Annotated in this window: 21 protein-coding genes; 12 read left to right on the plus strand and 9 right to left on the minus strand. The window is 58.3% G+C overall.

The window, feature by feature from the left end:
* Window positions 1–65: 65 nt before the first annotated feature.
* Window positions 66–587, minus strand: coding sequence for a DUF456 domain-containing protein (locus tag JO972_RS11975; RefSeq protein ID WP_309490291.1), 522 nt, complete (start codon window positions 585–587; stop codon window positions 66–68).
* A 128-nt stretch (window positions 588–715) separates the two neighbouring features.
* Here JO972_RS11975 and JO972_RS11980 point away from each other — a divergent pair, with 128 nt between their 5' ends.
* From JO972_RS11980 to JO972_RS11995, 4 genes are all read left to right on the plus strand, one after another.
* The gene (locus JO972_RS11980; protein WP_309490292.1) at window positions 716–1,963 is read left to right on the plus strand and encodes a Glu/Leu/Phe/Val family dehydrogenase; all 1,248 of its coding nucleotides are present in this window, start codon (window positions 716–718) and stop codon (window positions 1,961–1,963) included.
* Between the two features lie 20 nt (window positions 1,964–1,983).
* Window positions 1,984–2,958 (plus strand): MDR family NADPH-dependent oxidoreductase, encoded by a 975-nt coding sequence (locus tag JO972_RS11985; RefSeq protein ID WP_309490293.1) that lies wholly within the window; start codon window positions 1,984–1,986, stop codon window positions 2,956–2,958.
* Window positions 2,959–3,063: 105 nt separating this feature from the next.
* The gene (locus tag JO972_RS11990; protein WP_309490294.1) at window positions 3,064–3,411 is read left to right on the plus strand and encodes a hypothetical protein; all 348 of its coding nucleotides are present in this window, start codon (window positions 3,064–3,066) and stop codon (window positions 3,409–3,411) included.
* A 126-nt stretch (window positions 3,412–3,537) separates the two neighbouring features.
* On the plus strand, window positions 3,538–4,551 hold the full coding sequence (locus JO972_RS11995; protein ID WP_309490295.1) for a CAP domain-containing protein: 1,014 nt from the start codon (window positions 3,538–3,540) through the stop codon (window positions 4,549–4,551).
* Here JO972_RS11995 and tadA read toward each other — a convergent pair.
* Window positions 4,548–5,057: a tRNA adenosine(34) deaminase TadA gene (gene tadA / locus JO972_RS12000; RefSeq protein ID WP_343221587.1), complete on the minus strand. Its 510-nt coding sequence runs from the start codon at window positions 5,055–5,057 to the stop codon at window positions 4,548–4,550. The two genes, JO972_RS11995 and tadA, sit on opposite strands and share 4 nt — an antisense overlap.
* Window positions 5,058–5,130: 73 nt before the next feature.
* Here tadA and rpe point away from each other — a divergent pair, with 73 nt between their 5' ends.
* From rpe to JO972_RS12030, 6 genes are all read left to right on the plus strand, one after another.
* Window positions 5,131–5,799, plus strand: coding sequence for a ribulose-phosphate 3-epimerase (gene rpe, locus JO972_RS12005; protein WP_309490297.1), 669 nt, complete (start codon window positions 5,131–5,133; stop codon window positions 5,797–5,799).
* 22 nt (window positions 5,800–5,821) lie between these two features.
* A complete protein-coding gene (locus tag JO972_RS12010; RefSeq protein ID WP_309490298.1) occupies window positions 5,822–7,645 on the plus strand; it encodes an NPCBM/NEW2 domain-containing protein in 1,824 nt (607 codons plus the stop codon).
* A 141-nt stretch (window positions 7,646–7,786) separates the two neighbouring features.
* Entirely contained in the window at window positions 7,787–8,596 is an 810-nt protein-coding gene (locus tag JO972_RS12015; RefSeq protein WP_309490299.1) for a PEP-CTERM sorting domain-containing protein, read from the plus strand.
* A gap of 60 nt (window positions 8,597–8,656) precedes the next feature.
* Window positions 8,657–10,036 carry an FAD-binding oxidoreductase gene (locus tag JO972_RS12020; RefSeq protein WP_309490300.1) on the plus strand — a complete coding sequence of 460 codons (1,380 nt, stop codon included), beginning with the start codon at window positions 8,657–8,659 and terminating at the stop codon, window positions 10,034–10,036.
* Window positions 10,037–10,076: 40 nt separating this feature from the next.
* Window positions 10,077–12,293, plus strand: a complete 2,217-nt coding sequence (ligA, locus tag JO972_RS12025) for an NAD-dependent DNA ligase LigA (protein ID WP_309490301.1) — start codon at window positions 10,077–10,079, stop codon at window positions 12,291–12,293.
* A 143-nt stretch (window positions 12,294–12,436) separates the two neighbouring features.
* Window positions 12,437–14,104, plus strand: a complete 1,668-nt coding sequence (locus JO972_RS12030; protein ID WP_309490302.1) for a PQQ-dependent sugar dehydrogenase — start codon at window positions 12,437–12,439, stop codon at window positions 14,102–14,104.
* A 47-nt stretch (window positions 14,105–14,151) separates the two neighbouring features.
* On the opposite strand, the gene JO972_RS12035 is transcribed toward JO972_RS12030, so the two are convergent.
* Both JO972_RS12035 and JO972_RS12040 read right to left on the minus strand, forming a co-directional pair.
* Complete coding sequence (locus JO972_RS12035) at window positions 14,152–14,961, minus strand: hypothetical protein (protein WP_309490303.1); 810 nt, start codon at window positions 14,959–14,961, stop codon at window positions 14,152–14,154.
* A gap of 27 nt (window positions 14,962–14,988) precedes the next feature.
* Window positions 14,989–15,207: a thioredoxin domain-containing protein gene (locus JO972_RS12040; protein WP_309490304.1), complete on the minus strand. Its 219-nt coding sequence runs from the start codon at window positions 15,205–15,207 to the stop codon at window positions 14,989–14,991.
* Between the two features lie 165 nt (window positions 15,208–15,372).
* Here JO972_RS12040 and JO972_RS12045 point away from each other — a divergent pair, with 165 nt between their 5' ends.
* Window positions 15,373–15,972, plus strand: a complete 600-nt coding sequence (locus JO972_RS12045; RefSeq protein ID WP_309490305.1) for a LysM peptidoglycan-binding domain-containing protein — start codon at window positions 15,373–15,375, stop codon at window positions 15,970–15,972.
* A 153-nt stretch (window positions 15,973–16,125) separates the two neighbouring features.
* Window positions 16,126–17,391, plus strand: a complete 1,266-nt coding sequence (locus tag JO972_RS12050) for a DNA polymerase Y family protein (protein WP_309490306.1) — start codon at window positions 16,126–16,128, stop codon at window positions 17,389–17,391.
* A gap of 70 nt (window positions 17,392–17,461) precedes the next feature.
* Here the strand turns inward: JO972_RS12050 and JO972_RS12055 are convergent, their stop codons facing one another.
* Genes JO972_RS12055 through JO972_RS12075 form a run of 5 tightly spaced genes read right to left on the minus strand, consistent with a single transcriptional unit; the run spans window position 17,462 to window position 22,308 of the window.
* Window positions 17,462–18,157, minus strand: coding sequence for an L-ribulose-5-phosphate 4-epimerase (locus tag JO972_RS12055; RefSeq protein ID WP_309490307.1), 696 nt, complete (start codon window positions 18,155–18,157; stop codon window positions 17,462–17,464).
* Complete coding sequence (locus JO972_RS12060) at window positions 18,154–19,833, minus strand: ribulokinase (protein WP_309490308.1); 1,680 nt, start codon at window positions 19,831–19,833, stop codon at window positions 18,154–18,156. Before JO972_RS12060 ends, JO972_RS12055 begins: the two co-directional genes overlap by 4 nt.
* A gap of 2 nt (window positions 19,834–19,835) precedes the next feature.
* Window positions 19,836–20,642 carry an alpha/beta fold hydrolase gene (locus JO972_RS12065; protein ID WP_309490309.1) on the minus strand — a complete coding sequence of 269 codons (807 nt, stop codon included), beginning with the start codon at window positions 20,640–20,642 and terminating at the stop codon, window positions 19,836–19,838.
* Between the two features lie 12 nt (window positions 20,643–20,654).
* Window positions 20,655–21,431 (minus strand): sugar phosphate isomerase/epimerase family protein, encoded by a 777-nt coding sequence (locus JO972_RS12070; RefSeq protein WP_309490310.1) that lies wholly within the window; start codon window positions 21,429–21,431, stop codon window positions 20,655–20,657.
* Between the two features lie 46 nt (window positions 21,432–21,477).
* Window positions 21,478–22,308 (minus strand): sugar phosphate isomerase/epimerase family protein, encoded by an 831-nt coding sequence (locus JO972_RS12075; protein ID WP_309490311.1) that lies wholly within the window; start codon window positions 22,306–22,308, stop codon window positions 21,478–21,480.
* Between the last annotated feature and the right edge of the window lie 56 nt (window positions 22,309–22,364).

The raw sequence follows: 22,364 nt of genomic DNA on the forward strand, positions 1-22,364 counted from the left end.
CACCTAAACATTCAAGCAACCGGAGAGGGCAACCTCTCCGGTTTTTTTGTGTCCCGGACGCCAGCCTAAGCAGCGGAGATCCAGAACACATCGACGACGAACCAGACGATCATCATCACCCCGACGATGACTTTCACGATCAGACCGGCCACGGTGCCGAGCACGGAGCCGACGCCCGACACGGTCGATTCCCGAACCTCCTTCTTGGCAAAGGAAAACTCAAACAGCATCGCTCCGATCAGTGGTCCGAGAATCAGGCCGAAGGGCATGAAGAACATCCCCACAATCCCACCAATCAGTGCGCCCGCAGCACCCCAGCGACTACCGCCGAACCAGCGTGTCCCCATCGCTCCACTGAGAAATTCGAGCACCTGGGACACAATCAGCAGCAACGCAAGCACGGCAAAGGTCCACCACTCGACGCCGGAATCCTCACGCAGCATCAGCCAGTGGCCTACGGCAGCGAGGAAAATGATCAGATGCCCTGGCAAAAATGGCACCAAGGTCCCGATGAAGCCTGAAATCAGCAAGCAGACAGTGACGATCCAGGCGAGGCTGGAACCAATGATGGGGAGATAGTCGGCCATATGCCCTTCTCTCTAACCTCTCCCCGCCATCTTGCAACTCCCCATCCCCGCGATGTGCATGGAGAATGGCAAAGCTAACTTGTCAAACCACCCACCCCCACCTACATAGAACTATGCAAAATGACCTCATGGCCAACGATATCTTTCAAATGGCATCCACCCAGTTCGACCGCGCCGCCGACTACCTGGATCTCGACCAATCGGTTAGAGAACGATGCAAGTGGCCGAAGCGCCTGATCACCGTGACGGTGCCGGTGCAACGCGACAATGGCGACACCGAAGTCTTCTTTGGCTACCGGGTGCAACACCACCTGTCACGTGGCCCGGTCAAGGGAGGTCTCCGCTTTCACCCGAACGTATCCATCGGTGAAGTTGCCGCCCTCGCCATGTGGATGAACTGGAAATGCGCCCTCATGGGACTGCCCTACGGTGGCGGTAAAGGTGGCATCGCCTGTGATCCCAGATCGATGAGCACCCGCGAGCTGGAAAACATGACCCGCCGTTTCACCACCGAGATGCTGCCCTTCATTGGCCCGGAGACCGATGTCATGGCTCCGGACATGGGCACCAACGCCCAGACCATGGCCTGGATCACCGATGTCTACTCCACCCATGCTGGCCACCTCGTTCCCAGCATCGTCACCGGCAAGCCGGTCGAATTGTTAGGGTCCGAGGGAAGAACGCAGGCCACAGGGCACGGCGTGGCATTCACGATTTCACGCGCATTTTACAAACTTGGCATTGAGGACACCAAGGCCACGGCCATCATCCAGGGCTTTGGCAACGTCGGTGCGCATGCTGCCTACACCCTCGCACGCTACGGCGTCACCATCACCGGGATCTCAGACATTACCGGCGCGATTTGGAACCCGAAGGGCATTGATATCAATCAACTGACCGAACATGTCGCCAAGACCCACGGCGTCAAAGATTTCCCTGGCGCGGATGCCATCGACCCGGAAGAAATGCTGACCCAGCCCTGCGATGCACTGGTGCCGGCCGCTCTCGAGCAGGTGATCCATGCCGACAATGCCGGCAAGCTGCAATGCCGCGTGCTGGCCGAAGCCGCCAACGGCCCCACCACGCCAGAGGCCGATACCATCCTCGAGGAACGCGGCGATATTTTCCTCATCCCCGATGTACTTTGCAACGCCGGCGGTGTCACCGTTTCTTACTTCGAGTGGGTGCAGAACCTGCAACACTACCAGTGGAGCGAGCAGGAGGTGCTCAGTAAGCTGGAGACGATGTTAGAAAAAGCATTTGAAAATGTCATGCACTTCGCAGAGACCAATCAGATGTCTCACCGCGTCGCCGCGCTCGCCCTCGGTGTCCATGAAGTCGCCAAAGTCAAAGCGACCCGCGGTCTGTTCCCTTAATCCATTTCCTACAACTTTCTATGATCCGATCCACCTACCAAAGCTTCGGCCGCGCCAACGATGTCATCGAGCTCGAGGAGCACATCCCCTACGCCCTCACCGATGGCCAGATCCGTGTCCGCATGGTCGCCGCGCCCATCAACCCCGCCGATATCAATTTCATCCAAGGGAACTACGGCATCCGTCCTGAATTACCGTGCACTCCTGGTATCGAAGGCGCAGGCGAGGTGTTAGAATCGCGCTCGGACCGATTTAGCGAAGGCGACAAAGTCATCTTCATTCGCGGTGTCGGATCCTGGTCCGAGGAGATGGTGTGCCCTGCTGAAAATGCATTGAAGATCCCTGCCGAGACGCCCATGGATCAGGCCGCCATGCTCAAGGTGAATCCCCTCACCGCGTGGTCGATGCTTACCCAGTTCCGCAACCTTCCGAAAAATAGCTGGGTGATCCAGAATGCCGCGAACTCAGGTGTGGGCACTTGTGTAATCCAAATTGCCAAACTTCTTGGTCTGCGCACCATCAACTTGGTTCGCCGCAAAGAGCTGGTTGACGGACTGATGGACCTCGGCGCCGACCTTGTGTTGTTAGACAATGCCGAATCGATCGCCCACGTCAAGGAAGTCACCCAGGACGCACCTCCCGCCCTGGCTTTAAATGCCGTCGGCGGAGATAGCGCACTACGCCTAATGGACGCCCTCGGCGAGCGTGGCACCCACGTCACCTACGGAGCCATGAGCATGAAGAGTCTCAAGGTGCCTAACAAGTTCCTGATTTTCAAACGAATCGAGCTTCACGGCTACTGGATGTCGGAATGGATCAAGGAACAAGAGCCCGGCATGGTCGAGGGAGTTTATCAGCAGCTAGCGCAATGGATTGTGGAGGGAAAAATCGTCCAAGACATTGATAGTCGCTACCCATTGACCGATATCCAAAGCGCCCTTACACGCGCCCAAGAGAGTCGGCGTAACGGCAAGGTGCTGCTTGAAATGAGCTGATCTGTTAACCTTTATTCAGCTGGCGTTAATTATTCGTTAAGATTTTTTCTGAATAAATCCCGATGGCCAGGAGTCGAAGTATGCGAACACCAAAAACAACACGTTATGAAAACAATACTCGCTACCCTCGCCACTATCTTCGTAGGACTTGTCGCCCTACCGGAAAAAGTTGAAGCCCGTCCTGGTCACGGCCATACTGGAAGTAGTTACACCTACCGCAGCGGTCACAGCTCTTGCGGCTGCGCCACCTACACCCGTCGCGTCATCGTTTCCTACGATTGCCACCGCCGCCCAGTGTATCGCTACTACAGTGTGCCTGTTGTGCACAATTGTCGCAGTCATTATTCGCACCGCAGTCACAGCACACGTCACCACTATTCCCACCGTGGTCACAGTAGCCACCGCGGCATCACGATCAGAGGACCTCATGGCAGCGTCCGCATTTGCCGCTAAATAAGCCTGAACTACATAATCACCCCATTAAGGAGGGCCCGCGTGGCTCTCCTTTTTTTTGCATGCATCTTGGCATGGGCGTCGCTTAAGTGGGCGGAGAGAATTATCTAACCTTTCTTTTTGCCTATGAAATTACGTCCACTCATCCATTTCCTATTCCTGCCACTGCTGCTTATTTCTCCGCTTCACGCCATGTCCACAGGGGACGAAGTCATGGCTGCGCTGAAAGAGAAGGTCGATGGCGAAGGCGACTTCGATGAAATCTACGATTCGGTGGACGATCTTCCGATCAACGAGGTCAATGCGCTCTTTAAGAAAATCGACAAAATCTGGCCTCGTATGCGCGACTCCTGGATCTCCGACTTCAGCCGACTTGCCAAGGACTCCTCCAGCAAGTCATCCGATCAGAAAAAATACGTCCGCGAGCTGCGCGAGGAACTGGCCGCCATGAAAGATCTCGAAGACGGGCCGATGAAAACGGTGTTGAAAAAGCGCGGCATGCCGATCTTGAACGAACTGCGTAAGATCTTGCTCCCTAAAACTGCCGACGTGCTCGCCACCACCGATGCCGAAAATAAGAAGAAGCGCCGCACCCTGGTCGCCATCGCCGGCCTGCGTGACGCCCTGATCAAAGCCGCCATCATCCCCAGCACCACCAGCTCGATGGCCGAACTCAAGGAGGCCGAGCAGTCGGTGACCCGCTCAATCTCAGGACTCGACCGCAAAGGCCTCAAGGTCATGGAAAGCAACTTCAAGGTGGCAAAACGAAAGAAAGTCCCGGAAGCCGAGCGCATTGGTGTGGCTGATGCCAACCTCATGCGCCTGCTCGCCGGCTACACCGCCTTGGAGATCGATCCCAAACTCTGCGAGACCGGTCGCGATCACTCGAAGGACATGGAGACGCACAACTTCTTCGCCCACATGTCACCAGTGAAAGGCAAACGCACACCAGGCGACCGCGCCAAGAATTTCGGCACCCGCGGCAATGGCGAAAACATCTACATGGGCAACGAAAGCCCACTGGCGGCGAACAAAGCCTGGTTTTACTCACCGGGCCACCACCGCAACTTGTTCCGCCCAAATTGGAAGGTCATCGGCATGGGCCGACACAACCGCCACTGGACGCAAATGTTCTTCTAAGCCTGCTCTTCCAGGCGGCGTAGACGTTTTTCCTCCTTCTTCCGTTCACGGGCTTCGCGGAAGAAGCTCTGCAGCAGTGCCAGACATTCATCCTGCATCACCCCGACCTCGGTGTCGCAGCGGTGGTTCAGCGGCGGGTTGGATTCGAGCAAATTGATCCAGCCCCCGGCCGCGCCACCTTTGGGGTCGGGCAGACCGTAGACCACGCGATCGGGCCGACAGTGCACAATCGCGCCGGCGCACATGGGGCAGGGCTCCTTGGTGACATAGAGAGTGCAGCCCTCCAGTCGCCAATCGCCGATGGCATTTTGCGCCGCCGTCAATGCCAGCATTTCGGCATGCGCCGTGGCATCCTTCAGCGTCTCGACCTGATTCCACGCCCGCGCGATGATTTTTTCGTCCTTCACGATCACCGCACCAATTGGCACTTCCTGTGCCGCATAGGCCTTCCTGGCTTCGCGCAGCGCCTGCTGCATGAAAAAGCCATCGGTCTGAAAATCCACCATTAAATCGTCGCTCACGTCAGTAATCTGACAATAAAACTTCAAACTTCAAACCGAATACTTCAATCTCACTCGTATGAAGAAATGGCTCCCCACCGATCGAATCATCGCCCCGTCCTTGCTCGCCGCCGATTTTGGTCGGGTCAAAGAAGAAACCACCCGTGCTATTCACTCGGGTGCCGACTGGATGCATCTCGATGTCATGGACGGACACTTCGTCGATAACATTTCCTTCGGTCCCGCCATCATTCAGGCTATCCATGATACCAATGACGTCTTCCTCGACGTGCACCTGATGATTTCCCGTCCCGATCACTTCCTCTCACGCTTTGTCGAAGCCGGAGCGGATATGATCACCGTGCACCTCGAAGCTGAACACGATGTGGCTGAAACCCTGAAACGCATCCGCGAAGCAGGCTGCAAGGCTGGTCTGGCGATCAATCCCGCCACGCCATTCATCGATACCCTGCCTTATCTCGACCAAATCGACATGCTTCTGGTCATGACCGTCGTGCCCGGTTTCGGTGGGCAGTCGTTTATGCATGAGATGATGGAGAAAGTGGAATCCGCTGCCAGCTATCGTGACGAGCACGGCCTGGCCTACCACATCGAAGTGGATGGCGGCGTGGATGCCAGCACCGCTCCTGTCGCGGCCGCCGCCGGAGCCAATGTCTTTGTCGCCGGATCCTCCACCTTCAAAGCCCCAGACATGGCTGAAGCCATTTCCGTGATACGCCAGGCTTAGCCGCGACGTATAGGTTTCTCATATGAAGTTGTCTCTGATTTTCACTGCTTCCATTCTCGGCACATCGCTACTGCCCGCAGCCACTCCCCCCAAAGACCTCGCCGCAAATCAAGCCGCTGAGGCCAGAAGCATCATCGAGTCGTGGCAGAAAGGTGAACCCACCGATGCCGAACGCATCCTGCACATCGTTTACTGGACCCCGGCCGACCGCGAACCGGCACCGCAATATCGCGAGCGCCTGACCAGGGTAATGGAGTCGGTGCAGAAATTCTACGCGCAGGAAATGAACACCATTGGCTTCGGTGCCCAGACGGTGAACCTCACCTATGAGGATGACAAGCTGCTGAAAATCCACCTCATCAAAGCCCCCAAACCTTACGCCGACTATGGCCCCGCAGATGGTCAACGCATCCGCAAGGAATGCCTGCCGACGCTGGAAAAAGCCGGCATCTATGCGGACCAGGAGACCGTTGTCATCTTCTGCAACATGTCGAACTGGGACTCTAAAAAGCTGCGCATGAGCCAGAACAGCCCGTATTACGCGGGTGGTGATCATCGACGAGGAACCGCCTGGCAGGTGGATTCCGCCCTGCTGGATTCCGATTTACTCGCTAAAAAATCCCCCATCATCCACGATGGCCAATACGGCAAGATCTCTGTTGGGAAATACAACTCGATCTTCGTTGGCGGTGTCGCTCACGAGCTGGGCCACGCACTTGGACTACCCCACAACTGCGAGCGTGCCGACGAGCGTGCAGCGCATGGCATCGCCCTGATGGGAAATGGCAACCGCACCTTCGGGCGCGATCTTCGCGGCGAGGGCCAACCGTCTTTCCTCACCCTCGCCAGCGCCCTTCGCTGCGCCTCACACCCGATGTTCACCGGCTCGATCAAAGGCATGCACCTGCCGGGGAAAGCCCACCTGGAAGAGCTTCAATTCACTGCCAAAGACCGCGCCATCGCCATCAGTGGAAAAGTCGTAACCGCAGCTGACAGCCCGCCGGTTCACGGTGTGATCGCCTACACCGATCCATCCGGCGGCAGCAACTACGATGCCACCACCGCCACTGCCGTGCCAGACAGCCACGGCCACTTCACGCTCAATTGCACCGATCTCAAAGCGGGCAAATCCGCCTCGCTCCGACTGATCATTCTCTACGCCAATGGCGATGCCACCTCGCACATCGGTAGCCACAGCCCCTACACCTACCCTTACACCGTGGGAAAAGACGGACAGCCGGATCTCAGCACCCTGCATCAGATCACACACTTCGCCGCGGTCAAACAAGCCATGCAGCAGCGGAATCAGGCCGAGGTCACCCAGCAGCTCGAACGACTCAGCCGTGGCGAAGACCAGAAACTCGCCAAAATCGCCCAGCGCCTACTCGGGAAACACCAGCGCCACAGCACGCCGGACAAGATCGCCCATGATCTCACCCATATCCCACTCGCCGATACCACCCCCACAGCAGCCAAGGTCGGCTATTTCCACCCCACCTACAATCGCCTCCCCAATGCCGATGTCCTGCTGAACTCGGGTAACCAGATCTACGAGCACGGAATCTACGCTCACGCCCCCGCCAGGCATACTTACTCTCTCGATGGTCGATGGAAAAAGCTCACCGGAACCTGTGGTCTGGCCGCAGGCATGGGAGGCTCGGTGAAATTCTTCATCAAAGCCGATGGCAAGGTCGTCTGGCAGTCCAAAACCGTGAAAGCAGGCCAGAATCCTAAATTCTCCATCGATCTCAGTGGCGTGAAGCAAATTGAACTCATCACCGATGACAGTGGCGATGGCACCGGGCAAGACTGGGGGCTCTGGCTCGAGCCGCTGCTATTGCGCTAAACAAAACCCGGACAAGGGTCGTCATGAGATAGGTGATTTTTTATAAAAAACCACCAAACAGTTACATTAAGGTTACATTTGAAGAGCTTGAATATCAGGAATTATTGACAATAATTAACTTTTACATAATTGTGCGCCTGCATGTCCACACACACCTTACCCTTACTGCTTGCACTTATCTCTGCGCCTTGTCTGTTGGCTCAGAGTGTTGCGAACCTGGATTTCAGCTACGCGCACGGCACAGTCATTGATGAGCAATACGCACCGCTCGGTATCACCATCAGCGTCAATGGCGGCCAGAACATCGGCATCGTCTACGATTCTGAACTCGGTGGCATCAATGGAGACAAGATCGATGGTGCGGACAATGATCTCGAACGCCTCTCAAGCGCGGGCAACCCCACCGGCTGGGATGGTGGTAACCTGGGCACCGACTACAATGCCGGCGGCCTGCTAATCATTCAGGAAAATGCCGCCCTAGCCAGCGCTCCAACCTATGGCTCTGGGGAAAACCAAATCACTTCTGCGAGCAACTACAATCCGGACGATAACGCCAGCGGCGGCACCATCTCCTTCGACATCAACGAAAACCTCTTCGACTACCACTACTTCAGCGTCACCCTTGCGGACTTTGAAGAGGACGGCCTGAGCTATTCCACCACCCTCTACGGCATCAATGGCACCATTGAGACATACAGCTTTTCCGATTTCACTGATCCCACCAACCCCCGATATGATGCCAGCATCGTTGGTGGCGACAATTTCATCAACTCTCTGCCCGAACTCTCCCTCAGCACGGGTGAGAAACTGAGCCAAGTGGACATCAAGTTCGACAACTCCAGCGGCAGCGTCAGTGGCATTGTTTTCAGCCAGTATCCTGTGCCGGAACCATCCAGCATCACCCTGCTCGGCCTCGGTGCCATGGGCTTACTGCTCAGACGTCGGCGCTAGTTCGCTGATTTCTCTAAAATCTTCCGTGTATTCCGTCGCGTCCGTGGTTAAAAAATCCACGTGACCAGTCATGAGCTAAGCACCCGCCTCGGCACGCTTCTACGCGCCGATCAGATTTCCACCGCCGATGAGGTTCGGGCCGAACACGGCACCGACAAGTGGCATGCCTCCGCGCTCCCGGACGTCGTCGTCTTCGCCGAGTCCACCGAGGACGTGGTGGCGGTGATGAAGTTTGCTTCTGAAAATAAGATCCCGGTCTACACCCGCGCTGCCGGCACCGGTCACACCGGCGGCTGCGTGCCGGTCCACGGCGGTATCCTGCTCTCCGTGATGCGGATGAATCGGATTTTGGAAATCAATCCGTCCGACGGAGTCTGCGTCACCCAGCCGGGAGTCATCACCGGCGAGCTGCAAAATGCCGTCCGCGAACACGGCTGGTATTACCCGCCCGATCCGGCATCGCTCAAGGAGTGCAGCATCGGCGGTAACATCGCTACCAACGCCGGCGGCCCGCGCTGCCTGAAATACGGCGTCACTAAGCAGTATGTGCTCGGCCTCACCGTGGTGCTGGCGTCAGGTGAGATTTTGAAAACCGGCGGTCGCTGTCACAAGAACTCCACCGGCTTTGACCTGACCTCTTTGATCGTCGGCTGCGAAGGCATGTTAGGCATCGTCACCGAGATCACCGTGCGACTGATCCCGCACCCGCAGACCCGCGCCATGCTCGGTGCCTCGTTCCCCGATTTCACCGCCGCCGCTGCCGCCGTGCAGGCCATTCTCGACTCCGGCACCCTTCCTTCCGCGCTGGAAATCACCGACGGCTTCACCATGGCCGCCGCCCGCGATTATCTCGGAGCCGATAAATTACCGCCCGGTGACGCCTACCTGATGATCGAGATCGATGGCAACGTCGAGACCGTCGCCCGCGAGCTGCCGGCCCTGCACGATTTCCTGCTGGAGCACCAAGCCCTACGGATCGATACCGCACCGGACGAACCCTCCTGCGAACGCATCTGGCAGCTCCGCCGTGACTTTTCCTACTCCCTGAAACACACCGGCCTGACCAAGCTCAACGAAGACATCGTGGTGCCACGTTCCAAATTGGTCGATCTGGTGAACTTCGCCCAGCAGCTGCAGGCGGACACCGGCATCCCGGTCGCCTGTTTCGGCCACGCCGGCGATGGCAACATCCACACCAACATCATGGTCGACAACTATGCGGATCCAGCGACCAAAAAAGTCGCCGACGCCGCGCTGGACCGACTATTCACCTGGGTCATCGAAAATGGCGGCGTCATCTCCGGCGAGCACGGCATCGGCCTGGCCAAGAAACCCTGGATTCGCCAAGCACTGGGGGAGGTTTCTATCCAAACCCACCTTGCGGTTAAGAAAGCCTTAGACCCTACGAACATTCTAAACCCTGGGAAGTTTCTCGACTAAATCATAGGACTGATAAGACCTAGACGACCTTTTTCTCTCCATGGACGATCTCTTTTCACAACCAGCGCCAGACAAGCGCATCGCAGAGCTGACTCGTCAGCTGGAGCACCATAACCAGCTCTACTACCAAGAAGCCGAGCCGGAAATCTCGGATGCCGAGTATGATGCCCTGATGGGCGAGCTGAAGCAACTGGAGAAAGAGCACCCGTCCCTGGCGAAGCCGGACTCTCCGACCCAGCGTGTGGGCGGCGCTCCCTTGGAAGGATTTGAGCAGCGCCAGCACCTGGTGCCGATGCTTTCCATCGAGGATATTCACGAGCTGAAACCGGAAGAGCTGGAGGAGCTGCAAGCCACCAAGCCTGCGGCCACCCGGGCCGAGAATTTGCGCGAGTGGTTCAAGCGCTTTCAGCGATCGCTCGGCCACTCCGATGTCCGTCTCACCATCGAACCCAAGATCGATGGCGTTGCCGTTTCCTGCGTTTACCGCGATGGGGTGTTGGACTACGCGGTCACCCGCGGCGATGGTGCCACCGGCGACGATATCACTCAGAATATTAAGACGATTCAATCGATCCCCCTGCGTCTGCCCGCCGGCGCTCCCGCCCTCTTCGAGGTTCGCGGTGAGGTGTTCATGCCGAACGCCGCCTTTGCCAAACTGAACCAGCAGCGCGATGAAAATGGCGAGCCTGCCTTTGTCAATCCACGCAACGCCACCGCCGGCACCCTCAAGCAGCTCGATCCCAAACTGGTCGCCAGCCGACCGCTCGACTGCATTTTCCACTCCTACGGCCTGGTCGAGGACGCGCCCTACAGCAGCGTCAGCGAGTTCCAAAAGACCCTCAAAGAATACGGCCTGAAGAGCACGCATTGGTTCCACCAGCCGTCGACCATGGATGAATTGTTAGAGTGCATTCAGAAGCTCGATCAGGATCGCCACGACTTCCCCTACGCCACCGATGGCGCGGTGATCAAGGTGGATGATCTCGCCCTGCACGCCCAGCTCGGTGCCACCTCGAAGCACCCGAAGTGGGCCTGTGCCTACAAGTTTCTGCCGGAGCAAAAAGAGACCCTGCTGAAGTCAGTCACCGTTCAGGTCGGGCGGACCGGCGTGCTCACCCCCGTGGCCGAGCTCGAACCGGTCTTTGTCTCCGGCACCACGGTTTCCCGCGCCACCCTGCACAATCAGGACGAGATCGATCGCAAGGACATCCGCCTGGGCGACACCGTCATCATCGAAAAAGCCGGCGAAATCATCCCCGCCGTGGTCAAGGTCATCACCGCCAAACGCGCCGCCGACAGCAAGCCGTTCTCTCTCTACGATTACGTCGACGGCCAGTGCCCGTCCTGCCACGGACCGATCGAGCAGGAGGAGGGATTTGTCGCTTGGCGCTGTGTCAACTTCGCCTGCCCGGCGCAAGCGGTCACCCGCATCAAACACTTCGCCTCACGCAAGGCGCTGGACATCGATGGACTGGGAACTGCGGTGGCAGAGAAGCTGGTGGAAAACCAAATCGTCAGCACCACGCTCGACCTTTTCGACCTCGAAGCCGACTCGTTGGCCGACCTTTTGTTAGACCCCGCCAAACTCGAATTCGGCGATAGCAAACCGCGCCGTCTCGGTGAGAAAAAAGCCGCCCTCATCACCAGCTCGCTGAACGATGCGCGCAAGGCACCGCTCTCGCGCTGGATCTACGCCATGGGGATTCCGCACATTGGGGAATCGGCCGCGCGCGAGATTGCCCGACTGCACAAGGACCTCCGCGAAGTTGCCAGCTCGCCGATCCTGCAAGACCTCGCCGAGCTCCCTGACTTCGAAGAACTCTCTGTTTCCAAACGTAAAAAGGAAAACCATCCGCGCCTGGCCAAGTATCAGATCGAGTCCGAGCTCGGCCCCGTTTCCGCCCAACACATCACCGCCTTTTTCCATAGCGAAGGCGGCAAGCTGGTGATTGAAAAACTGCAAGCGCACGGACTCAATCCCACGTCGGATAACTACGATCCGGAGAAATCCGCGCTGGAGCACGCCGACTCCGCCATCGCGGGCAAAACCTTCGTCATCACCGGCACCCTGTCGAAACCTCGCCCCGAGTTCAAAAAGATCATCGAGGCCGAGGGAGGCAAGGTCTCCGGCTCCATCTCCGGCAAAACCGACTACCTCTTGGCCGGTGAAAAAGCCGGCTCCAAGCGCACCAAGGCCGAGGACCTCGGCGTCGCCGTGCTCGACGAAGCCGCCTTCAACGAGCTGCTGGCGAAGTAGGGCATGCCTGGCCGCGTGATGCGCACACGGGGCCAGCCGAGAGCTTGCCAAGCTCTCTTCCTCTCGGTTTCAAAGGAAGTTTCCATGTCACAAACTTGAGTTCTCAGCCGGCGGAACCTCCGTTAGGCTGCTTGGGTAACTTTATGAAAATCCCACACTTAGCTCTTGCTCTCGCCCTGTCGATCAAGGGGATCTGCGCCCCCTCCGTTCCGAAAGATGAATTTTTCAAAGTCGAAACCCTGGTTGAGGGCCTGGTGGACGCCATGGAGATCACCGTGCTGCCGACCGGTGATGTCTTTATTGCCGAGCGGACCGGAGCGCTGAAATGGTATTCTCCGAAGACCGGTGAGACCAAGGAAATCAAGAAGTTCGAGGTCTCGGTGAAAACCAAGAAAGGCACCTCGCGTGAGACCGGCTTGCTCGGCATCACCGCCGATCCCAATTTCATGAAAAACGGATGGTTCTACGTGTATTACTCACCGAAAAGCCCCGAGGTGCACCGCCTGTCGCGCTTCACCTTCAGCCAGGGCAAGGTGAAGGACGAAAAGCGGATGCTGGAAATCCCCCAGTCGCGTAAAGAAGGCGTCTGCCACGAAGGCGGATCGTTGGCTTTCGACAGCAAAGGCAATCTCTTCCTCTCCACCGGCGACAACGCCGCGCCATTCCCCGCCAAAGGTTACCCACCGCTCGACGAGCGCAAGGGACACGAACACGAAAACTCCCAACGCAGCGCCAGCAACAGCAACGACCTGCGCGGCAAGGTGCTACGCATCCGCCCGACCGCCAACGGTGGCTACAGCATCCCGTCCGGTAACCTCTTTGCCAAAGGCACTGCCAAGACACGGCCGGAAATCTACGCGATGGGCTGTCGGAACCCGTGGCGGATCGGCGTCGACCAGCGCACCGACTACCTCTACTGGGGCGAAGTCGGCCCGGATGCCCGCAAGAATACCAGCCGTGGTCCACGCGGTTACTGTGAGATCAACCAAGCGAAGGAACCCGGCAACTTCGGCTGGCCCTACTTCGTCGCCGATAACCAGGCTTACGCGCGCTACGATTTTGAAAGCAAGAAGACCGGCGACAAATTCATCGCCACCGCGCCGGAAAACGAATCCCGCCTGAACACCGGACTGAAAACCCTGCCGGCCGCCCAAGAGCCGCTGTGGTTCCAGCCACGGTCCTGCTACTGCGCCGGCCCGGTGTATTACTACGATGACTTCAGCAACTCCGCCGCAAAACTGCCCCGCGGACTCGACGGCTGCCTGATCACCTACGATTGGAACAACGGCCGGATGCAGCTCACCAAGCTGGACAAGGAGGGCAACATGGAGTGGAAGGAAGACTGGCTGCACAGCAAGAAATTCATCCACCCGTCAGATGTCGAACTCGGCCCGGATGGCAGCATGTATGTGCTGGAATACGGCTCGAAATGGTACAACGGCAAGAACGGCAAACTCAAGCGTGTCACCTTCACCAAGGCCGGTGATCAGGTGGTGAAAAACGATGGCCTGGACCCTCGACTCGAAGGTCTCAAGAAAGACCACCCCGGCACCCAGCTGCTGGCGAAGTCGACCTGCCTGTCCTGCCACCAGACGCAGGAAAAGTCCGTCGGTCCGAGCTACTCCGATGTCGCCGATCTCTATCGCGACAAAGAAAACGCCGCTGATTTACTGACGCAGAAGGTCATGAAAGGCGGCGTCGGCGCCTGGGGCAAAGTCCCGATGCCACCGAACCCCCAATACAACGAAGAGCAGGTCAGCCAGATGGTGGACGCCATTCTCTCGCTGAAGCCGGGCGGACACAAAAAATAATGGCGACCGCGCATTCACGATCGCCATTATCTTGAAGCTTCCATCGATTAGCGCCTTCTCCGTTGCGGGCGCTCGTCGATTTTTCCGTCACCGTCGCGGTCTTCGCCCCAGGGCATGTTGTCCTCATACTTCACCCCCTCGGCCCGCCCCTTGCGCACGTGAGTGGCGTAGACCTTGCGTTTTTCCGAGGAGGCAAAGGCCTGGTTCGCCTTGCCTAAGGCCGCTCTGATTTTCTCCGCCTTCGTGTCCAAGGGAAGCTCGGCGAGCACCTTGCCGGTCTGCCCGAACTCGCCGGACTGGATGATGAAGATGCCGGTTTTGTTTTTGTCGCCCTCGATCACCTTGCTCCACTCGGCGTCCACCTTGTCGGCAAAATCGAAGTGGTATTTCCCGATGACTTCCTTGTGGTTGGCGACCTTTTGCATGCTTTTCTTCAGTGCCTCGCGCTGCTTCAGAGGAGCCACGGTGAAGACGAACAAGCGCTGATCGCCCGAGCTGATATTCAGCCCCTGCTTGAAGCTATTGAAATCTTCCACCACGGCATGTTCGGCACTGGCTTTGGCCGGGTATTGCTTGGCAATCTTGGTCATGGCGGCCAGCACGGCAGCATTTTGTGCCTTCTCCTCGGCACCGCCAGCCTCAGGCCGACCACGGATGCCGAAGCCCATCTGCGGACTTCTGCCAGTGCGTGAGAGCTGCGTTTTCCCATCGGGTGCCAGCACACAGAAGGCGGTATTTTCAAAGCGACCATTGAGGAACTTGCGCACCATGTCCTGGTTCTCCTTGCTCTCGAATGACTCAATGCGCACACAGACGAAGGCGCGGGAGGCGGCGATAAATGCTTGGGTTGCGAACAAACTGTTCTGCGTTTTCGAGTAGCCCGGTCAGAACACGCCGGAAATGCCATCGCACTGCGCGGCGGCGGCCATGAAGAAGATCGGGCGCTGGCTGCGTTTTGCCTCGGCCACTGCCGTATCCCAGGTGGCATACCACATCACGCCGGAGCTTCCCATTTCCTGCTGACTCGCCCCCAGATCCATCGGTCTCGGCCCTTGGGCACATGCCGCACCGGTCAATGCCAGCACGGCGGTGAATTTGATCATTGCTGTTTTCATCATCATTTATAAACCATCCACGCTGGCTGCAGTCTCGTGTTCTTTTGTTAAGAATGGGTAAATCCTCACCAGATCCTCCGCAGGAAGTGGAAAATCTGTGCATCATGACACTAAGTTTTTGCCAAGCACCACCCGTGTGACATACTGCCGCGCATGAAAGGATCTGTGATTTTAGCGATGGCCGCCACGGCCCTGCTTCCCTTGTTACTCAACAGCTGCGGCAGCAGTGGTGGCGGCAGTGTCTCTGAGAACCGATCCAACCGCGGCTTCAACCCGGGCGTTGGCCCCTTCGACAGTCGGGGTAATTACGTCGAAAAATGGGCCGATGACAAAAGTAAAGGCCGCTGGTGGCGTAGCTCCAGCGTCAGGGAGTCCGCCGTGGCGAAAACGGAGACCAAGAAACCGACCACACCCGCCGTGGCCCCTCCGGTCATTGCCTCCAATGTCACCCCAAGTCCTGCCGCCGCCTCACGCCCCACGTATCAGCCACGCCCACCCGTTGGCACCTCTCGCCCGACCCCCACACCGCGCCCCAGACCGGCGGTTGTTTCCAAACCCAAGCCAAAACCGAAACCGGTGGCTCGCACCAAACCCAAGAGCAAACCACCGATCCGTCACGTGATCAAAAAAGGCGACACCCTCTACGGTCTCTCACGCAAATACGGCACCAGCGTCACCGCCATCCAGCGCGCCAACGGCTTGAAAGGCACCAATCTCAGAATCGGCAAAAGCCTGCTGATTCCCCGCTATTAAGCGCTTGGGATAGTCACCGAAACAAGCGCGCAAGCTGACCAGCCACCTCCCCGCGGGGGAAAATCACACCCGCCTGGGGGCATCCCCAGATATCCACTCAGCATTTTCACTTGCTAGCTGCCTCATTTACCAATACTGTTCATGTGAACGTATATGGATTTGAGCGCACTATTTGTTGATTTCGATGCCTACTTCGCCTCGGCGGAGCAGCACATGAACCCGCAGCTTCGCGGCCTGCCGGTGGGCGTGGCGCCGGTGCTGGCGGAGAGCTCTTGCTGCATTGCCGCCAGTTACGAGGCGAAGGCACACGGAATCAAAACCGGCACCCGCGTCAGCGATGCCCGCAAGCTCTGCCCCGGCATCCAGATTGTCGAGGCGCAACCGGCGCGCTATGTCGAGCTGCACCACCGCCTCGTCGCCGCGGTGGAAAGCTGCATCCACGTCGAGGCCGTGCTCTCCATCGATGAGATGTGGTGCTGGCTGCCCTACAACCTACGGGAAACCGAGACCGTGCTCAAGATCGCCGCCAACATCAAGGCCGCCATTCTCGGGCAAGTCGGTCCGTGGATCAACGGCTCGATCGGCGTGGCACCGAACCGCTGGCTCGCCAAGATGGCCTCGAAAATGCGCAAGCCGAACGGGCTGTTAGTGATCCACGCCAGCGACCTGCCGGAAATCCTCTACGAGCTCGATCTGCGCGATCTGCACGGCTTGGGACGCGGCATGGAACTGCGCCTGCATGCCCACGGCATCCACGATGTGCGCAGTCTCTGCCAGCTGGATCGGCACCGACTGCACACCGCCTGGGGCGGCATCGAGGGGGATCGGCTCTGGCTCCAACTCCGTGGTCACGAGGTGCCGGACTCTGAGACCACGCGTCGCAGCATTGGCCACAGCCACGTGCTGCCACCGGACAAACGCGCGCCCGATCCAGCGCTGACGATTCTACACAAACTCACCCAGAAGGCCGGGCAACGACTGCGCAGCCACGGCATGCTGGCGCGCAGCTTTCAGCTCTCCCTGCAGTATCTGCGCGGCGGTCACTGGGTGGAGGAGGTCAAGATCGAGGCCACCGATGACGCCTTGTCGCTGGCACGCATCGCCAGCCAGCTCTGGCGCATGCGCCCGCATCATGCCGAATCGCTGTTGAAAATCTCCATGGTGTTAGGTCGACTCACCCATGCGGGAAACCATACCCCTTCCCTGTTTTCCACCCTGATGGAAGAGGAAGATGAAACCCCCGATCCGGAGGCGACGGATCCGATCAAAAAACAGGCGGTCACTGCGGCGATGGATCAAATCGTCGGCAAGTTCGGTAGGCAATCGCTCTACCTCGGAGGCTCCCACGGCGCGATGGAAAACGCCCCGATGCGGATCTCCTTCGGCCACATCCCAGACCTCGACATCGAGTCCGATTGATGTTTCCAGCCACAAAAAAAGCGACCCGGTGAGGAGTCACTTGTGCTCATAGGCTGAGATATCAAATCCCTCAATTTTGCCCGTAGTAGGCGTCCTTGCCGTGTTTACGCTGGTAGTGTTTTTCCAGGATGTGGCGTGGCATTTCGCCGGCGTCCGGCTGGAGTTGCCAGGTCATCAAGGCCATCTTGGCGCACATTTCCAGGGCGATGCTGTTGTCCACGGCCTTGACCGGATCCTTGCCCCAGGTGAAGGGAGCGTGGTGCTTGAGCAAGACGGCGGGCATTTCTAACGGGTTCAGGTTTTGCTGCTGAAACAGCTCCACAATGCTGACTCCGGTGGCGTGTTCGTAATCGCTCTCCACCTCCTCGGGCGTGAGCGCTCGGGCAACGGGGACATCGCCGTAGAAGTGATCAGCGTGGGTGGTGCCGAGACATGGCAGCGCCACGCCGGCCTGGGAAAAGGCGGTGGCGCAGGAGCTATGGGTGTGAACCACGGCACCGATGTTCGGAAAACTGCGGTAGAGCTCGAGGTGGGTTTTGGTGTCAGACGATGGCCGGAGGTCTCCCTCCACCACTTCGCCGGCGAGGTTCACCACCACCAAATTTTCAGGCGTCAGCGCGGCATAATCCACGCCGCTGGGTTTGATGGCGACCAGGCCTGACTCGCGGTCGATGGCGCTGACATTGCCCCAGGTCAGGGCGACGAGACCGGAGCTGACCAATCGCTGGTTGGCTTCCACCACTTGTTGTTTGAGCTCTTGTTTCATGCGCTTCGTTGTTGTTCGCGGAGATCGATGAGGTCCTTCATGACGTGTTCGAGATTGCCCGACCAGTCTTGCGTGCCGAAGGCGTCATGCAGCGTTTTATACAGAGCGTATAGCTGCTGATAGACTTTCTGGTTCTCTGGGATCGGGCGGTAAATGGTGTCGGTGTAGCTGACGATGTTCTGCTGCAGGGTCGCGATATCGGCATGGCCTGTGGCGGCAGCGGCGAGGATGGCGGCGCCGAGCGCGCAGGTCTGCTCGCTGCGGGAGACCTTCATCGGCCTGCCCAAGACATCGGCGTAAATCTGCATCAGGGTGGCATTTTTCAGTGACAGCCCACCGGTGTTCACCACCTCGGAAATGGTCACTCCATGCTCTTCCATGCGGTTGATGATGGTCAGCGCACCGAAGGCGGTGGCTTCGATGTAGGCGCGGTAAATTTCATCGGCGCGGGTGTGCAGGGTTTGCCCCAGCACCAGACCGCTGAGTCGCACATCGGTGAGGATGGTGCGGTTGCCGTTGTTCCAATCGAGCGCTAACAGCCCGCTGGCTCCGGGTGCCTGCTGGCTCATTTTTTCCTCCATGGCAGAGAACTTGGCACCGAGGTCGGCACCGTAGCTGTCCGGCACGAGGTTGTTCGCCAGCCAGAGGAAGATATCACCCACAGCCGACTGCCCGGCTTCGATGCCCACCATGCCGGGAATGACCGACGAGTCGACTTGGCCGCAGAGGCCTGGCACATCGGCCACATCCTTATCGGCCACAGTGATGTCGCAGGTGGAGGTTCCTAAGACCTTCACCAAAGTTCCTTTTTTCACCCCGGCACCGACTGCCCCCATGTGGCAGTCAAATGCGCCCACCGCGATGCCAATGCCTTCCGGCAGGCCGAGCTTTTCCGCCCACTCGGGGCAGAGTGTGCCGGCGAGGCTGTCCGAGGCGTGGGCTTCGCTGAAGAGCCGACTGCGAAGGTCGCCAAGCGCGGGGTCGAGGGCATTGAGAAAGTCGGCATCCGGCAGTCCGCCCCAATCGGCATTGAACATCGCCTTGTGGCCGGCCGCGCAGATCGAGCGTTTCATTTCTAACGGTTTGGTATTTCCCGACAGCACCGCCGGTATCCAATCGCAGTGCTCGACGTAGGAAAACGCGGCGTCAAAGACTTCGGCATCGATGTTCTTCAGGTGGAGGATTTTCGACCACCACCATTCGGAGGAATAGACGCCGCCGCACTTCGCCAGATACTCCGGCCGCATCTCCGTTGCCAGCTCGGTGATCCGCGCGGCTTCTTGGTGGGCGGTGTGATCTTTCCAGAGCCAGACGTGGGCGTTCAGGTTATCCCGCCACTTCTCTGTTAGGGCGAGTGGCGTGCCGGACTGATCGACGGGAATAACCGTCGACCCGGTGGTGTCCACGCCGATGGCGATGATGTCTGCCGGGGAGAAACTGGCGTCATTTTCCACCGCTTGTTCGATGGCACCGCGGATGATGTGCACGCAGCCATCGAGATAATCCTGCGGGTTCTGGCGTGCTACGTGGGGGTCCGAGGGATCGGTGAGAATCCCCTGCTCGCCGGATGGATAGGCATAGACCACGGAGCCAAGCTCACGGCCATTGCTGAGATCCACAATGAGCGAACGGCAGGAGTTCGTCCCGTAGTCGAGACCGATGGCGTAGTGTGACATGACTAACAGTTCGTAGAGATAAAGTCAGCCACGCGCTGATTGAAATCGTCCAAGTTCTCCCAGTGGAAGGCGTGACCTGACTGCGGGTAGAGATGCAGCGTGCTGTTCGGCAGCTCGGCGTGAATTTCCTCCGCCATCCATCGCGGCGTGAAGATATCGTCCTCGCCACCAATCACCAGGGCCGGCAGCTCGATGCCTTTCAGCTGGTCCAAGGTATTGTGGGAAATGCAGGCCGCGGCCTGTCCCTTCAGTCCGTGCAGCGGCTGCGGATTTTCCGCCTCCTCGGCATCCTGACGGGCTTCTAACATCGATTGGTAAACCTCCGGGTCGTCCCAGCTGCGTTTGTTGAAAATCAGCAGCTGAATCCACTCCATGAAGGCGGCTGGCGAGAGATGCTCTTTGCACTGCTTCATGTGCTCGAAGGTGGCGGTGGCGTAGGCGTCACATCGTGCCCAGGAGCACATCAGCACCAAACTCTTGACCTTCTCCGGATGGCGCAAGGCGAGCTGCTGGCCAATGATGCTACCCATCGAACAGCCGACAATGTGAGCCTTTTCCACGCCCACTTCATCGAGCAGAGCCGCGCAGTCATCGGCCATCATCGCGGAGGTGTAATCGCCTTCCGGCTGATCGCTCTCGCCGACGCCGCGGTTATCCAGCGTGATGCATTGGAACGACTGGCTCCACACCTTGACGTGCTCTTCCCACACCGCATTCGGCGCGGTAATGCCCATGATACAGAGCACCGGCTCGCCCTCACCATGCACCTCGTAGTGCATCTTGAACCCGTTGTTTACAAAGTCAGGCATCAGCTTTTTCAGTTAGTCCAGAAGCGGCATGAGCGTTTCTTCGATCCACTTGCCATCGTGCAAGGTGACACCATCAGGATCATCGACCGCTTGCGGTGCTTCGTCCTCGCAGATGATCCAGCCATCGTAGTCCTCCTCGTAGAGCCACTGCGTCACGCCCTCGAGATCCACCTTGCCCTCGCCCATCAGTGCGAACTCGGGATTTCCGTCCCAGTCCTTGTAGTGCACGTGGTTGATGAGTTCCGAGTAGTCCTTCATCTTGGTCAGCGGGTCCATGCCGCCGTTGATGATGTGACCGACGTCCGGGGTCCAACCGGTGACGGTGGAGTCCAGGCGCTCGATGATGAACGAGTAGTCGTCCTCGGTGCGATTGATCGAGGTCTCCGGTGAGTTCGGGTGAAAACTGCAGGTGATGCCGGCATCCGCGGCGCGGCGGGAGACGGCGTTGACATTATTGACCAGGTTCTGGCGGCGCTGTTCGAGATCGTGACGACCGGTCGGCATCTGCACGGTGCAGAGCACAGCCTCCGGGAAGCGCTTAAGCAGCTTGATCGCACGCTCGGCGTCTTCCTTTTCCTGCGCCGTTTCCTCCGGATGATTCCAGTCCTGCACAAAGGCGATGGCAGCGAGCTCGATGCCGTGTTGATCCAGGCAGGCTTCCAGCTTATCGGCATCGGCCAGATCACCCATCCATGGGAAAATCGGCTCGATCCCTTCCATGCCCGCCTTGGCGGTGACTTCGATCATGTGCGCCAGCTGGTTGTCCCAGTAAGCCCCTGATTCCTTCATGAACCAGGTGTAACATTCATTGCCAAATCTCATCGTTGTCTGTGGGTTAGAGTGCGTGTTTTTCAATCATCGCCTTGGTAAAGGCATAGCCGTCGCGGCAGATGTCCATGCGTGGATTGAACTCCCGCCAGACGTTGATGGCATTGGCAAAGTCGAGGTCGTCGCGCGAGAAGGCCTCGATGTAATACCAGCCATCGTAACCGGTCTTGGCAATGCTTCCGAAGACCTCGTCCCAGGCGACGTTGCCGCTGCCGGGTGTGCCCCGGTCGTTTTCACTGATGTGCACGTGAGTCATCACCGGCGCGATGGTTTCGATGGCGTCGGCGAAGGATTTCTCCTCGATGTTCGCGTGGTGCGGATCGAACATGCCGCGCAAGTTCGGGTGATCGACCATGTCCACCAGCTTCTTCAGCTGCGCCATGGTGTTGACCAGATAACATTCGAATCGGTTCAGCGCCTCAGGCGTCAGCGTGATGCCTGCCTGAGCTGCGTGTTCGGCGGCGGCATGCAGCACCTCGGCACTGCGCTTGTATTCCTCTTCCTGGGGAGAATTGCGCGAGAAGGTGGCGAAGGCAGAGTGGAATGGCCCGCAGATGTTTTTGCCTCCTGCGGCATGCATGTTGTCGATGGCCTCCTTGATCTTATCCAGCCCGGCCTGACGCACCGCGGCGTCCTCGGAGATCGGGTTCTGCTCGGCCCCCAGGCCAAGACAGCCGTTCACTTCGAGGTCGATGGATTTCAAAAAGGCACCCACCTCCTCGTAGTTCGCGCGCTCCGGCTCAGCGAGGAAGATCTCGATCCCGTCGTATCCGATTTCCTTGAGTTTTTCAATATCGGCAAAGTGCTCACTGGTCACGTTGGTGGACCAGAGATGCATGTTCATTCCTATTTTCATAAAGACTGTGTTAGAGAAGGTTAGCTATCGTTTTAGCG

The organism is Oceaniferula flava (assembly GCF_016811075.1).
GTDB lineage: Bacteria > Verrucomicrobiota > Verrucomicrobiia > Verrucomicrobiales > Akkermansiaceae > Oceaniferula > Oceaniferula flava.

Bases quoted from the DNA above. Each gene is read 5' to 3' on its own strand.
- tadA (WP_343221587.1), bottom strand. From the start codon at position 5,057: ATGGTGGATTTTCAGACCGATGGCTTTTTCATGCAGCAGGCGCTGCGC.
- JO972_RS12065 (WP_309490309.1), bottom strand. From the start codon at position 20,642: ATGCCTGACTTTGTAAACAACGGGTTCAAGATGCACTACGAGGTGCAT.
- JO972_RS11975 (WP_309490291.1), bottom strand. From the start codon at position 587: ATGGCCGACTATCTCCCCATCATTGGTTCCAGCCTCGCCTGGATCGTC.
- JO972_RS11995 (WP_309490295.1), top strand. From the start codon at position 3,538: ATGAAATTACGTCCACTCATCCATTTCCTATTCCTGCCACTGCTGCTT.
- JO972_RS11985 (WP_309490293.1), top strand. From the start codon at position 1,984: ATGATCCGATCCACCTACCAAAGCTTCGGCCGCGCCAACGATGTCATC.
- JO972_RS12050 (WP_309490306.1), top strand. From the start codon at position 16,126: ATGGATTTGAGCGCACTATTTGTTGATTTCGATGCCTACTTCGCCTCG.
- JO972_RS12015 (WP_309490299.1), top strand. From the start codon at position 7,787: ATGTCCACACACACCTTACCCTTACTGCTTGCACTTATCTCTGCGCCT.
- rpe (WP_309490297.1), top strand. From the start codon at position 5,131: ATGAAGAAATGGCTCCCCACCGATCGAATCATCGCCCCGTCCTTGCTC.
- JO972_RS12010 (WP_309490298.1), top strand. From the start codon at position 5,822: ATGAAGTTGTCTCTGATTTTCACTGCTTCCATTCTCGGCACATCGCTA.
- JO972_RS11980 (WP_309490292.1), top strand. From the start codon at position 716: ATGGCCAACGATATCTTTCAAATGGCATCCACCCAGTTCGACCGCGCC.
- JO972_RS12055 (WP_309490307.1), bottom strand. From the start codon at position 18,157: ATGAAACAAGAGCTCAAACAACAAGTGGTGGAAGCCAACCAGCGATTG.
- JO972_RS12060 (WP_309490308.1), bottom strand. From the start codon at position 19,833: ATGTCACACTACGCCATCGGTCTCGACTACGGGACGAACTCCTGCCGT.
- JO972_RS12045 (WP_309490305.1), top strand. From the start codon at position 15,373: ATGAAAGGATCTGTGATTTTAGCGATGGCCGCCACGGCCCTGCTTCCC.
- JO972_RS11990 (WP_309490294.1), top strand. From the start codon at position 3,064: ATGAAAACAATACTCGCTACCCTCGCCACTATCTTCGTAGGACTTGTC.
- JO972_RS12040 (WP_309490304.1), bottom strand. From the start codon at position 15,207: ATGATCAAATTCACCGCCGTGCTGGCATTGACCGGTGCGGCATGTGCC.
- ligA (WP_309490301.1), top strand. From the start codon at position 10,077: ATGGACGATCTCTTTTCACAACCAGCGCCAGACAAGCGCATCGCAGAG.
- JO972_RS12070 (WP_309490310.1), bottom strand. From the start codon at position 21,431: ATGAAGGAATCAGGGGCTTACTGGGACAACCAGCTGGCGCACATGATC.
- JO972_RS12030 (WP_309490302.1), top strand. From the start codon at position 12,437: ATGAAAATCCCACACTTAGCTCTTGCTCTCGCCCTGTCGATCAAGGGG.
- JO972_RS12075 (WP_309490311.1), bottom strand. From the start codon at position 22,308: ATGCATCTCTGGTCCACCAACGTGACCAGTGAGCACTTTGCCGATATT.